This is a genomic window from Kitasatospora sp. NPDC092948, assembly GCF_044754805.1.
Classification (GTDB): Bacteria; Actinomycetota; Actinomycetes; order Streptomycetales; family Streptomycetaceae; genus Kitasatospora.
Window position 1 is genome coordinate 597,097 of record NZ_JBIVPU010000003.1, and the last position, 13,032, is coordinate 610,128.

The 13,032-nt window shown below is 72.1% G+C and carries 9 protein-coding genes; 3 read left to right on the forward strand and 6 right to left on the reverse strand.

Going from position 1 to position 13,032, the window contains the following annotated elements:
• Positions 1 to 22 precede the first annotated feature (22 nt).
• Positions 23 to 985, forward strand: coding sequence for a zinc-binding dehydrogenase (locus ACIQF6_RS12230; protein ID WP_400893425.1), 963 nt, complete (start codon positions 23 to 25; stop codon positions 983 to 985).
• Between the two features lie 61 nt (positions 986 to 1,046).
• Here ACIQF6_RS12230 and ACIQF6_RS12235 read toward each other — a convergent pair whose 3' ends face one another.
• The 6 genes from ACIQF6_RS12235 to ACIQF6_RS12260 all read right to left on the reverse strand — a co-directional run bounded on the left by ACIQF6_RS12235 (position 1,047) and on the right by ACIQF6_RS12260 (position 9,448).
• On the reverse strand, positions 1,047 to 2,036 hold the full coding sequence (locus ACIQF6_RS12235; protein WP_400893427.1) for a helix-turn-helix transcriptional regulator: 990 nt from the start codon (positions 2,034 to 2,036) through the stop codon (positions 1,047 to 1,049).
• Position 2,037: 1 nt separating this feature from the next.
• Positions 2,038 to 2,931 carry a DUF4097 family beta strand repeat-containing protein gene (locus ACIQF6_RS12240; RefSeq protein ID WP_400893429.1) on the reverse strand — a complete coding sequence of 298 codons (894 nt, stop codon included), beginning with the start codon at positions 2,929 to 2,931 and terminating at the stop codon, positions 2,038 to 2,040.
• 218 nt (positions 2,932 to 3,149) lie between these two features.
• Positions 3,150 to 3,329 carry a DUF6104 family protein gene (locus ACIQF6_RS12245; RefSeq protein WP_035866044.1) on the reverse strand — a complete coding sequence of 60 codons (180 nt, stop codon included), beginning with the start codon at positions 3,327 to 3,329 and terminating at the stop codon, positions 3,150 to 3,152.
• A 128-nt stretch (positions 3,330 to 3,457) separates the two neighbouring features.
• Positions 3,458 to 7,207, reverse strand: coding sequence for a multifunctional oxoglutarate decarboxylase/oxoglutarate dehydrogenase thiamine pyrophosphate-binding subunit/dihydrolipoyllysine-residue succinyltransferase subunit (locus tag ACIQF6_RS12250; protein WP_400893431.1), 3,750 nt, complete (start codon positions 7,205 to 7,207; stop codon positions 3,458 to 3,460).
• Positions 7,208 to 7,496: 289 nt separating this feature from the next.
• On the reverse strand, positions 7,497 to 8,636 hold the full coding sequence (locus ACIQF6_RS12255; RefSeq protein WP_400893433.1) for an ATP-binding protein: 1,140 nt from the start codon (positions 8,634 to 8,636) through the stop codon (positions 7,497 to 7,499).
• Positions 8,637 to 8,713: 77 nt separating this feature from the next.
• Positions 8,714 to 9,448, reverse strand: a complete 735-nt coding sequence (locus ACIQF6_RS12260; RefSeq protein ID WP_014138042.1) for a response regulator transcription factor — start codon at positions 9,446 to 9,448, stop codon at positions 8,714 to 8,716.
• A gap of 356 nt (positions 9,449 to 9,804) precedes the next feature.
• On the opposite strand from ACIQF6_RS12260, the gene ACIQF6_RS12265 reads away from it, so the two are divergent.
• Both ACIQF6_RS12265 and lon read left to right on the forward strand, forming a co-directional pair.
• Entirely contained in the window at positions 9,805 to 10,494 is a 690-nt protein-coding gene (locus tag ACIQF6_RS12265) for a rhomboid-like protein (RefSeq protein ID WP_400893435.1), read from the forward strand.
• 113 nt (positions 10,495 to 10,607) lie between these two features.
• A complete protein-coding gene (gene lon / locus ACIQF6_RS12270; protein WP_400893437.1) occupies positions 10,608 to 13,001 on the forward strand; it encodes an endopeptidase La in 2,394 nt (797 codons plus the stop codon).
• Positions 13,002 to 13,032 lie beyond the last annotated feature (31 nt).

Genomic DNA, 13,032 nt, shown 5'->3' on the forward strand with positions numbered 1-13,032 from the left:
GCGGCAGGGCTATGGTCCGGGCATGTTTGCTGCCTATGCCGCCCGTATCAGTCCTGACGATCCGTTGAGCGCGCTGGAGCTGGGCGAGGTGCCCGAGCCCGAGGTGCGGCCGGGGTGGAGCGTGGTGACGGTGAAGGCCGCCACGTTGAACCACCATGATCTGTGGTCGTTGCGGGGGGTGGGGCTGCCGGCGGAGCGGTTGCCGATGGTGCTGGGGTGCGACGCCTCGGGCGTCGACGAGCACGGCAACGAGGTGGTGATCCACTCGGTGATCGGGCAGAGCGGTCACGGGGTGGGCCCGGGCGAGCCGCGGTCGATCCTCACCGAGCGGTACCGGGGAACGTTCGCGCAGCGCGTCGCGGTGCCGACGTGGAACCTGCTGCCGAAGCCGAAGGAGCTGAGCTTCGAGCAGGCGGCGTGCCTGCCGACGGCGTGGCTGACGGCGTACCGGATGCTGTTCACCAACGCGGGCGTGAAGCCGGGCGACACGGTGCTGGTGCAGGGCGCCGGTGGCGGGGTGTCGACGGCGCTGGTGGTGCTGGCGAAGGCGGCCGGGCTGCGGGTGTGGGTGACGGGCCGGGACGAGGCCAAGCGGGCCCGTGCGGTCGAGCTGGGCGCGGACGCCGCGTTCGAGAGCGGCGCCCGGCTGCCGGAGCGGGTGGACGCGGTGATGGAGACGGTGGGCGCGGCGACGTGGTCGCACTCGGTGAAGTCGCTCCGGCCGGGCGGGACCATCGTGATCTCGGGGGCGACCAGCGGGCCGAGCCCGAAGGCCGCCGAGCTGAACCGGATCTTCTTCCTGGAGTTGAAGGTGGTCGGTTCGACCATGGGTTCCAAGGAGGAGCTGGCCGGCCTGCTGGCGCTGTGCGCGAACTCCGGGGTGCGTCCGGTGATCGACTCGGTGCGACCGCTGGCGGAGGCCCGGGCGGCGTTCGAGCAGCTGGAGCGCGGCCAGGTCTTCGGCAAGCTGGTGCTGACTCCCTGAGCAGGCGAAGAGCCCCTGGTCCCCGCCCGGGGCCGGGCGGGGATCAGGGGCTCTTCGGGTCTCAGCGGCCGTACAGGGCGCGGACGGCGGCGGACAGCGCCTGCTGGGCGCGGGCCAGGCCGACGGCGTCCACGCCGCGGTCGCGGGCGGTGTCGCGGACATGGTCGCGGAACCGGTCGAGCAGGCGCTCCAGCTCGCGGGCCGGGTCGCCGGCCGGGTCGGTGCGGGCCCAGCCCGGCAGCTCGGTGTCGGACTTGTCGAGGTCGATCCGCACGGGCTCCTCGGCGGCCGGCGCCGTCTCGGGGTGGCCCCAGCGGGCGGCGTCGGCGAGCGAGCCGAGGCCCCGGGTGAGTTCGGCCAGACCCTCGGCCAAGCCGGTGGACCAGTCGCCGTGCGAGGTGTGCTCGCGGACCTGCTCCTCGATCCGGCGCTTGAGCCGCAGCGCCTCCTGCTGGGCGGCGGTGCGGGCGGCCTTGGACTGCTCGCGCAGCCGCTTGGCCTCCGCCTCGGCGGCCCGGGCCTGCTGCCGGGCGGCCTTCTCCTGCTCCTTGGCGCGCCGGGCCTGCTCCTTGGCCTCGGCCTTGAGCTGGGTGAACTGCTCCTTGGCGCGCTGCCAGGACTCCTTGTTCTGCCAGGGCGTGGCGAACGGGTCGCCGGCGGCGGCCGGGGTGTCCTTGGCCTGCTGCCACAGCTCGGCGCGCAGGTCCTTGGCGCTGTCCCGGACGTCCTGCCGGATGGCGCCGGCCAGCTGGCCGACCGAGTCGTGGATCTCCGCCTCCAGGGCCGTCAGTTCGGCCTGGCGGGAGGCGAGTTCGGCGCGCCCGGCGTCGGTGAGCCGGTAGACCTTGCGGCCGCCCTCGGTGGTGTGGCTGACCAGGCCCTCGGCCTCCAGCTTGGCGAGCCGCGGGTAGACGGTGCCCGCGGAGGGCGCGTACAGGCCGTGGAAGCGCTCCTCCAGCAGACGGATCACCTCGTACCCGTGCCGGGGACTCTCGTCGAGCAGCTTCAGCAGGTACAGGCGGAGCCGCCCGTGGCCGAACACCGGGGTCATCTCAGGCCTCCTTGGTCAGGTCGAGCGGGCCGGAGGTCAGTTCCTTGGCCGGCCGGTCCTCCTCGGCGTCGGGACGGCGCTGGACGGTGACCGCGCCGGTGACGGTGGTCACCTGGAGGCGGCCGGCGCCGGAGCCGAGCTGGCCGGAGAGCTTCTTGGAGCCCCAGCCGCCGCCGACGCTGAGCTCGGCGAACGCGCTGGAGAGGGTGCCGCTGGTGGTGCCGGCCTCGACCTTGGCGTCGGCGAACGAGGGCAGCCGGACGCCGACCGGGCCGGACACGGTGGTGACGCCGATGTCGGTGGGGGTGGCGGCGTCCAGGTCGAGGGTGACCGCGCCGGACACCGAGTTGGCGCGGATCCGGGTGGCGCTGCCGGCCACCAGGGTGACCGCGCCGGACACCGTGTTGACCTTCAGCCGGCCGGACAGGCCCTCGGCGTCCACGTCGCCGGAGACGGTGTTGGCGGCGACCTGGCCGGTCAGCCCGACCAGCGTGGTGTCGCCGCTGGCGCCGTGCACGCCGACCTCGCCGGAGATGCCGGAGACGGTGGCGTGCGCGGAGACCGTGCCGACCTTGATCGCGGCGGCGGCCGGGACGGCCACCGTCAGTTCGACCCGGCGCTTGCGGCGCAGGCCGGAGAAGTACGACTTCACGGTCTGCACGGACTTCGCGGCCTCGCCGAACTGGGCCCAGCTGAGGTCCTTGTAGGTGACGGTGAGCACGCCGTCGAGCAGGGTGACCTCGATCGGCTCGCCCTCCAGGGCGGCCACTTCGAGGCGGGCCGGTCCCTCGGTGGGGACCACGTTCACTGCGCCGTCGACGGCCCGGACGTGCAGGATGTGCACGGCCTCGTCGAAAGTGATGGTCTCGGTGCTGTCTACCGTCCGCTGGAACATGTCCGACTCCCCGTCCTCCCATACGCGATGTATCGCGTCGTCGTTGCTATTTACGATATATCGCGTCGAGCGGAAGTCAAGGCGGCCCGACCCCGATCCGGACCCGGAGCGGACCCCCGGTCGACCCCGACCCCACCCCGAGGGGCGCCCCGGAACACCGACGGCCCGGGAGGCCGAAATCGCCTCCCGGGCCGCACGGCCGACGGTCCGTCAGTCCGTCAGTCCTCGTCCTCGTCGTCCAGCCGGGCCAGCCAGGTGGCCAGCCGCTCCACCGGCACCTCGAAGTCCGGGTTCAGGTCCACGAACTCCCGCAGGCGTTCGGCCAGCCACTCGAAAGTGACCTCCTCCTCGCCTCGCCGGCTCTCCAGCTCCTCGATGCCGCGGTCGGTGAAGTACACGGTTACTCGCTCCGGTGGTGGTTCTGCTACGCCGTCGTTCAGGATAGTGCGCCGCCCGGGAACGGGTGCGGCCCCCGCCCCCGGAGATCGGGGACGGGGGCCGACAGGGCCGGGCGGGCGTCAGCGCGTCAGAGCGCGAACACCTCGTCGACCAGGGCCTGCTGCTCGGCGGTGTGCCGCTTGGCCGAGCCGACCGCGGGGGCCGAGGAGGCCGTGCGGGCGACGCGGCGCAGCCGGGCGCCGCTGTTGGCGGAGCGGCCGATGACGACCTGCAGGTGGTCGACCAGGTTCATCGCGATGAACGGCCAGGCGCCCTGGTTGGCCGGCTCCTCCTGCGCCCAGACGAACTGGACGCCCTCGCCGTAGCGGGCCAGCTCCTCCTGGAGCTCCGCGATCGGCAGCGGGTACAGGCGCTCGACGCGGACGATCGCGGTGTCGGTGACGCCGCGGTCGGTCCGGGCCGCCTCCAGGTCGTAGTAGAACTTGCCGGAGGTGATGACCACCTTGCGGACCTGCGCCGGGTCCACCGTGCTGTCGCCGATCACCGGGCGGAACGAGCCGCTGGTGAACTCGGACGCCGAGGACGCCGCAGCCTTCAGACGCAGCATCGACTTCGGGGTGAAGACGACCAGCGGCTTGTGGTGCGGGTTGTGCGCCTGCCAGCGCAGCAGGTGGAAGTAGTTCGACGGCAGGGTCGGCATCGCGACCGTCATGTTGTCCTGCGCGCACAGCGCCAGGAAGCGCTCCGGGCGGGCGGACGAGTGGTCCGGGCCCTGGCCCTCCATGCCGTGCGGCAGCAGCAGGGTGACGCCGGAGTGCTGGCCCCACTTCTGCTCGGCGGACGCGATGTACTCGTCGACCATGGTCTGCGCGCCGTTGACGAAGTCGCCGAACTGCGCCTCCCACATGACCAGCGCGTTCGGGCGGGTCAGCGAGTAGCCGTACTCGAAGCCCATCGCCGCGTACTCGCTGAGCAGCGAGTCGTAGACGGTGAAGCGGGCCTGGTCCTCGGTCAGGTACATCAGCGGGGTGTAGTCCTCGCCGGTGTTCCGGTCGATCAGCACCGCGTGGCGTTGGCCGAAGGTGCCGCGGCGGGAGTCCTGGCCGGCCAGGCGGACCGGGTGGCCCTCCATCAGCAGCGAGCCGATGGCGAGCGCCTCGCCGGTCGCCCAGTCGATGGTGTTGTCCTCGACCGAGGCGGCGCGGCGCTGCAACTGCGGCAGCAGACGCGGGTGGACGGTCAGCCAGTCCGGCAGGTTGACCTGCGAGGCGGCGATCCGCTTGATCATCTCGGCGGAGATGCCGGTCTGGATGGCCACCGGGAAGTTCGCGACCGGACGGCCGGTCTCGGCCGGGGCCGGGGCGGCGGTGGCCTCGCGGACCTCCGCGAAGACCTTCTCCAGTTGGCCCTGGAAGTCCTGGAGCGCCTGCTCCGCCTCTTCCATGGTGATGTCGCCGCGACCGATCAGCGCCTCGGTGTACAGCTTGCGCACCGAACGCTTCTTGTCGATCAGGTCGTACATCAGCGGCTGGGTGAACGACGGGTTGTCGGCCTCGTTGTGACCGCGGCGGCGGTAGCAGATGAGGTCGATCACGACGTCCTTGTGGAACGCCTGGCGGAACTCGAAGGCGAGCCGCGCGACGCGGACCACGGCCTCCGGGTCGTCGCCGTTCACGTGGAAGATCGGCGCCTCGATCATCCGGGCCACGTCGGTGCAGTACATCGACGAGCGCGAGGAGGTCGGGGCGGCGGTGAAGCCGACCTGGTTGTTGACCACGATGTGCACGGTGCCGCCGGTGCGGTAGCCGCGCAGCTGCGACATGTTCAGGGTCTCCGCGACCACGCCCTGGCCCGCGAAGGCCGCGTCGCCGTGGATCTGGATCGGCAGCACCGGGAAGGTCGTGCCGCCGAAGTCCAGGATGTCCTGCTTGGCGCGGGCGATGCCCTCGACGACCGGGTCGACCGTCTCCAGGTGGGACGGGTTCGCGGCCAGCGACACCTTGATGGTCTCGCCGTCCAGGCCGGTGAAGGTGCCCTCCGAGCCCAGGTGGTACTTCACGTCGCCCGAGCCGTGCATCGACTTCGGGTCGAGGTTGCCCTCGAACTCGCCGAAGATCTTGCCGAACGGCTTGCCGACGATGTTCGCCAGCACGTTCAGGCGGCCGCGGTGCGCCATGCCGATGACGGCCTCGTCGAGGCGGTGCTCGGCGGCGGCGTCGATGGTGGCGTCCAGCAGCGGGATGAGCGACTCGCCGCCCTCCAGCGAGAAACGCTTCTGCCCGACGTACTTGGTCTGCAGGAAGGTCTCGAACGCCTCGGCCGAGTTCAGCCGGCGCAGGACGCGCAGCTGCTCCTCGCGCTCCGGCTTGGTGTACGGCTTCTCCAGGCGCTCCTGCAGCCACTTGCGCTGCGCCGGGTCCTGGATGTGCATGTACTCGATGCCGACGGTGCGGCAGTACGTGTTGCGCAGCAGGCCGAGGATGTCGCGGAGCTTCATCATCTTCTGGCCGCCGAAGCCGCCGACCGCGAACTCGCGCTCCAGGTCCCACAGGGTGAGGCCGTGCGTGGTGACGTCCAGGTCGGGGTGCTTGCGCTGCATGTACTCCAGCGGGTCGGTGTCGGCCATCAGGTGGCCGCGGACCCGGTAGGAGTGGATGAGCTCCATGACGCGCGCGGTCTTGTTGACCTCGTCGTCGTGCGTGGTCGCCACGTCGGTGGCCCAGCGCACGGGCTCGTACGGGATCCGCAGGGCCTCGAACACCTCGTCGTAGAAGTTGTTCGCGCCCAGCAGCAGCTGGTGGATCGAGCGCAGGAACTCGCCCGAGGCCGCGCCCTGGATGACCCGGTGGTCGTAGGTCGAGGTGAGCGTCATGATCTTGGAGACGCCCAGGCGGGCCAGGGTCTCCGGGGAGGAGCCCTGGAACTCGGCCGGGTACTCCATCGCGCCGACGCCGACGATGGTGCCCTGGTTCTGCATCAGGCGCGGCACGGAGTGCACGGTGCCGATGCCGCCCGGGTTGGTCAGCGAGACCGTGACGCCGGTGAAGTCGTCCATGGTCAGCTTGTTGGCGCGGGCCCGGCGGACGATGTCCTCGTAGGCCTGCCAGAAGCCGAAGAAGTCGAGCGTCTCGGCCTTCTTGATGGCCGCGACGACCAGCTGGCGGTCGCCGTTCGGCTTGACCAGGTCGATGGCGAGGCCCAGGTTCACGTGCTCGGGCTTCACCAGGTAGGACTTGCCGTCCTCCACCTTGTAGCTGTAGTTCATGCCCGGGTTGGCCTTCACGGCCTGGACCAGCGCGTAGCCGATCAGGTGGGTGAAGGAGACCTTGCCGCCGCGGGCGCGCTGCAGGTGGTTGTTGATGACGATGCGGTTGTCGATCAGCAGCTTGGCGGGCACCGCGCGCACCGAGGTGGCGGTCGGAACCTCCAGCGAAGCATCCATGTTCGACGCCACGGCCTTGGACGGGCCGCGCAGCTGCACCAGCTGCGGGCCCTCCGCGGCGGCCGGCGCCGGGGCGGCGGCCGGCGCCGCGACCTTCGGCGCGGGCGGGGCGGCGGGAGCGGCGGCCAGCGGCGCCGGGGCAGCCACCGGCTGCGCGGGCGCCGGAGCGGCGGCCGGAGCGGCGGGGGCGGCCGCGGCCGGAGCAGCGGCAGCGGGAGCGGCAACGGGGGCCGGCGGGGCGCCGACCGGAGTTGCGGCCTGGGTCACTGGAGTCACCTCGGTACCGGGCTTGTAGTCGGCGAAAAAGTCCCACCAGGCACGGTCGACCGAGGCCGGGTCCTGGAGGTACTGCTGGTAGATCTCGTCGACGAGCCACTCATTGGGGCCGAAGCCAGTGGAGCTTGCCGAGCTGGGGGTTTCTTGGTGTGGCGACACGGGGCAACCGCCCTCTTCCGCTTCCTTTTGGGATGGTGGACAGCGGGGATTAAGGCTACGCCTCCGACCAGTGATCGCGCAGTCCCCGATGGGCAGGCGTCGCCCAGATCACATCGTCGGACCGGATTTTGGCTGGAACTGTGCGTTAGAGATGCCGGAAATCAGGGAACTCCCGGGCGGGTCGATCGCTGCCATACCGAGTGAAAATCGGACGAACGGGCGGGCCGGGACGGTTCGTTGACCGTCCCGGCCAGGCCTCGAACGCGGTTTGTACCGGTTCCGCCACAAACTAGGCGGCGACGACGCTCTCACTCGGCAGAGTGACCTCGATCAGGCAGCCCGCGGGGGCCTCCGCCACCCGGATCCGGCCGCCGTGCAGGTCGACGGCCCAGCGGGCGATGGCCAGCCCGAGGCCGGTCCCGCCGTCACTGCCCGGGCCGAGCGCGGTCGGCGAACCGCTCCGGCCGAACCGCTCGAACACCCGTTCCCGGTCGGCGAGCGGAATGCCTGGGCCCTGGTCCTCCACCTCCAGCAGCAGCCCGCTGCCCTCCGCCGCCCGGGCCCGCACCGTCACGGTGCCGCCGGCCGGCGAGTGCTTGCAGGCGTTGTCCACCAGATTGGCCACCACCTGGTGCAGCCGCTCCGCGTCGGCCACCGCCGACAGGTCGGACGGCTGCACGTCGAGCGCCAGTCGAACGTCCTCGCGCCGGGCGTACGCACCGCCCGCCGTCGCGCCGTCCACCGTCACGCCCCGCAGCACGCCGTCCAGGAACTCCCGCACCTGGAACGGGCGGCAGTCCAGCGGGACCACGCCGTCGTCCAGCTTCGACAGGTCCAGCAGGTGGGTGACCAGCCGGCCCAGGCGCTCGGTCTGCTCCAGCGCGGTGCCCAGGTTCTTCGGATCCGGCTTCACCACGCCGTCCACCACGTTCTCCAGCAGGCCGCGCAGCGCCGCGATCGGCGTGCGCAGCTCGTGCGAGACGTTGGCGATCAGCTCGCGGCGGTGTCGGTCGGCGGCCTCCAGATCGCCCGCCATCCGGTTGAAGGTGTCGGCCAGTTCGCCGATCTCGTCCCGGGAGGACACGTGCACCCGGGCGCTGTAGTCGCCCTCGGCCATCGACCGGGCCGCCGCCGTCATGTCCCTGAGCGGCGCGGTCAGGCCGTTCGCCAGGAACTGCATGAACAGCAGCGAGGCGATCAGCGAGAAGATCATGATGATCCGGATCTGGGTCTCCGACCGGATCGCCACCACCACCATGCCGGTGGCCAGCACCACCGAGACGACCACCAGCATCGCCAGCTTGCCCTTGACCGAGCGCACCGGGTCGAACGGGCGGATGTCGGCCCACACCCGGCGCGCGGCGCGCACCGCCAGCGGGGGCCGCGGGGCCGGTGCGGCTTCCCCGTTGCGTTGCTGCGGAAAGGTCATGACGTCCCCAAGGACTCGTCCCCGTTGTCTGCTCGGATGCCCGCGGGCCCCCCGGAGGCCCGGCCGGCGGCGTCCGGTCAGGACAGCGGGGCCTCCAACGCGTACCCCACGCCGTGCACCGTGCGGATCCAGCTCGCACCGATCTTCCGGCGCAGCGCCTTCACGTGGCTGTCGACCGTGCGGGTGCCGGACGCGTCGGTCCAGTCCCACACCTCGGCCAGCAGCTGCTCGCGGGTCAGCACCGCGCGCGGCTGCGCCGCCAGGCATGCCAGCAGGTCGAACTCGGTCGGCGTCAGGTGGACGTCGCCCGAACCCAGCCGGACCCGGCGCTGGACGTGGTCGATCTCCAGTTCGCCGAAGCGCAGGCTGCCGAGCGCCGGTGTGCGGGCCGCCTGCTGGGCGCGCTCCACCCGGCGCAGCAGCACGTTCACCCGGGCCGCCAGCTCGCGCATCGAGAACGGCTTGGTCATGTAGTCGTCCGCGCCGACGCCCAGACCCACCAGCAGGTCCGTCTCGTCGTCCCGCGCGGTCAGCATCAGCACCGGCACCGGGCGCTGGGCCTGGATCCGGCGGCACACCTCGAGGCCGTCGAAGCCCGGCAGCATGATGTCGAGCACCACCAGGTCGGGCTGCCAGGTGTGGAACCCGTCCACCGCGCCCGGACCGTCGTGGGCCACCGCCACCTTGAAGCCCTCGGCCCCCAGGCGGGCCGCGATCGACTCCGCGATGGTCGGCTCGTCCTCCACCACGAGCACCCGTCGCTGGGTGCCCACCGGGCCACTGCTGATCGTCTCTTGCTGAATCTCTGTCACGGTCACGCCACCGCCCCCAGGGCTGCGGGCCGGCCGCCTGTGGGGACGGCGGGCTCCGCTTCGTAGTCGTCTTGTTCCGTCGTGGGCTGCTGCCCCGCCCGCCGGTGCTGCTCCTGGCAGCGTACGGACGCCGTCCCCGCCCCGGAGGGCGGACCGGAGGTTTCCGGCCGCGGACTGTCATGTTTGGCAGGTCCCCGTTCGGACGGGCAGGCCAGTACCTTACCCGCAGCACTTGCGACCTGTAACGGTACGTGTGCGAGCGGCATATGCACGGCCAACGGTCTTCACAGGACTTCCGCAGACACCTCTCACCTGCCACCCGTATCGTGGCCCCGACGAAGCGTTCGGGAGGCACCATGACCAGCGCGGAACTGCGACGACGACTCATCCGGCCAGGCCTGCGTGCCGTCCCCACCCCCCGGACCAACCCGTTCGCACTCGGTTACCTCGCCCTGCTGCTCGGCACCACGACCTACGCCCACTTCGGCGACCCGGAGACGGTCCACCGGCTCCAGGAACTGTCCTCCACCGACGCGCACAACCTGGTGATGCACCCCCTGGTCGCGCTGGTCGGCAGCGGGCTGTGGGGCGCCGGGTCGGTGTGGATGCCCTACTTCTGGGCCTTCCTCCTCACCGTCGCACCCCTGGAACGGCGGGCCGGCGGACTTCGTGCCCTCGGCGTCTTCGGGGCCGGGCACATCGGCGCGACGCTGCTCTCGCAGGGGGTGGCGGTGGCCTCCGTGGCGGGTGGGGCGGCTGCGCCCGATGTGCTGGACGCGATGGACATCGGCGTCAGCTACGGGGTGCTGGCCTCGCTCGGCGGGCTGGCCGGGCTGCTGCGGTGGCCCGGGCGGGCCGTCGCGCTCGGCGCCGGGCTGGCGCTGATCGGGCACCAGCTGCTCACCGACCCGGATCTGGTGACCTCGGTCGGGCATCCGGCGGCGCTGCTGCTCGGCGTCGGGATGTGGCCGTGGCTGCGACGCGGGCGCGGGCCGCGGGGGCCGGAGCGGGTGCGGGTGTGGGAGACGGTGGCGGCCTCCTCGTAGCGGCGCGCCCCTGGTGGCAGCCCCTTCGCTCAGGGTGAACGTGATGCGGGGAACAATCGTCGGCGCCCAGGCCTTAGTCAGGTCGACTCAACTTCACTGACTGGGGAGAGATCATGGCATCGACGTCCGTTCCGCTCACTCTGCCTGTGCTGCCGCTCGACGACGAAGTGGTGCTTCCCGGCATGGTGGTCCCGCTGGAACTCTCGGATCCGGAGGTGAGGGCCGCCGTGGAGGCGGCCAGGGCGGGGAGCAGCGGGGGGAAGCCGCAGGTGCTGCTGGTGCCGCGGCTGGACGGCTCGTACGCGGCGGTGGGTGCGCTGGCGACGGTCGAACAGGTGGGGCGGCTGGCCGACGGAGACCCGGCGGCGCTGGTGCGGGCCGTACGACGGGTGCGGATCGGCCGGGGGACGACCGGCCCGGGGGCGGCGCTGTGGGTGGAGACCACGCCGTTCCAGGAGTCCGACCCGGGGCTGCCGGTGGCCGGCCGGGCGGCCGAGCTGGTCAAGGAGTACAAGGCCCTGTCGACGACCTGGCTGCGCCGACGAGGGGCGTGGCAGATCGTCGACCGGATGGCCGCGATCGAGGACATCGGCGACCTCGCGGACAACATCGGGTACGCGCCGTTCGCCACCGCCGAACAGAAGCTGAAGGTGCTGCTGGAGGCCGACCGCCCGGCCCGGCTGGAGTACGCGCTGGGCCTGCTGCGCGACCACCTCGCGGAGGAGGAGGTCAACGACTCCATCCGCAAGGACGTCGAGGAGGGCGTCGCCAAGCAGCAGAAGGAGTTCCTGCTGCGCCGCCAGCTGGAGGCCGTCCGCAAGGAGCTGGCCGAGCTGAACGGCGAGGCGGGCTCCGAGGAGGACGACTACCGGGCCCGGGTGGAGGCGGCCGATCTGCCGGAGAAGGTCCGGGAGGCGGCGCTCAAGGAGGTCGACAAGCTGGAGCACTCCAGCGACCAGTCGCCCGAGGGCTCGTGGATCCGCACCTGGCTGGACACCGTGCTCGAACTGCCCTGGAACGAGCGCTCCGAGGACGCGTACGACCTGGCCGGTGCCCGGGCGGTGCTGGACGCCGACCACAACGGGCTGGCGGACGTGAAGGACCGCATCGTCGAGTACCTGGCGGTGCGCAAGCGCCGGGCCGACCAGGGGCTCGGGCAGATCGGCGGCCGCCGGGGCGGCGCGGTGCTGGCGCTGGTCGGGCCGCCCGGCGTCGGCAAGACCTCGCTGGGCGAGTCGGTGGCGAGGGCGATGGGCCGGTCGTTCGTCCGGGTGGCGCTCGGCGGCGTCCGGGACGAGGCGGAGATCCGCGGCCACCGGCGGACGTACGTGGGGTCGATCCCCGGCCGGATCGTCCGGGCGATCAAGGAGGCCGGGACGATGAACCCGGTGGTGCTGCTGGACGAGATCGACAAGGTCGGCTCGGACTACCGGGGCGACCCGGCGGCGGCGCTGCTGGAGGTGCTGGACCCGGCGCAGAACCACACCTTCCGGGACCACTACCTGGAGGTCGAGCTCGACCTGTCCGACGTGGTGTTCCTGGCCACCGCCAACGTCATGGAGGCGATCCCGGAGCCGCTGCTGGACCGGATGGACGTGGTCCGGCTGGACGGCTACACCGAGGACGAGAAGGTCGCCATCGCCCGGGACCACCTGCTGCCCCGGCAGCTCGCCAAGGCGGGCCTGGCCGCGGAGCAGCTGACGGTGGACGAGCAGGCGCTGCGCCGGCTCGCCGCCGAGTACACCCGGGAGGCGGGCGTCCGGAACCTGGAGCGGGCGATCGCGCGGATCCTGCGCAAGGTCGCGGCGCAGACCGAGCTGGGCGAGCGCGAGCTGCCGGCCGCGATCGGCGGGGACGACCTGCGGGCGCTGCTGGGCCGGCCGCACCACGTGCCGGAGTCGGCGCAGGAGCCGGCCGAGCGCCGCACCGCGGTGCCCGGGGTGGCGACCGGCCTGGCGGTGACCGGGGCCGGCGGTGACGTCCTCTACATCGAGGCGTCGCTGGCGGACGCGGAGACCGGCTCGACCGGGCTGACGCTGACCGGGCAGCTGGGCGACGTGATGAAGGAGTCGGCGCACATCGCGCTCTCCTACCTGCGCTCGCGCGGCGCCGAGCTGGAGCTGCCGGTGACGGGCCTGCGCGAGCGGGGCATCCACCTGCACGTGCCGGCCGGCGCGGTGCCGAAGGACGGTCCGAGCGCGGGCATCACGATGACCACGGCACTGGCCTCGCTGCTGTCGGGGCGCAAGGTGCGCACCGATGTGGCGATGACCGGCGAGGTGTCGCTGACCGGCCGGGTGCTCCCGATCGGCGGGGTCAAGCAGAAGCTGCTGGCCGCGGACCGGGCCGGGGTCACCACGGTGATCATTCCGAAGCGCAACGAGGCGGACCTGGACGACGTCCCCGCCGAGGTGCTGGAGCGGCTCACGGTGTACGCCGTCGCCGACGTCCGGGAGGTGCTGCGGTTGGCGCTCGAACCGGCAGAGGTGCTGGTCGCGGCGGCTTGACCGGGCCGGAAGCCCTCGGCGTGTCAACTCC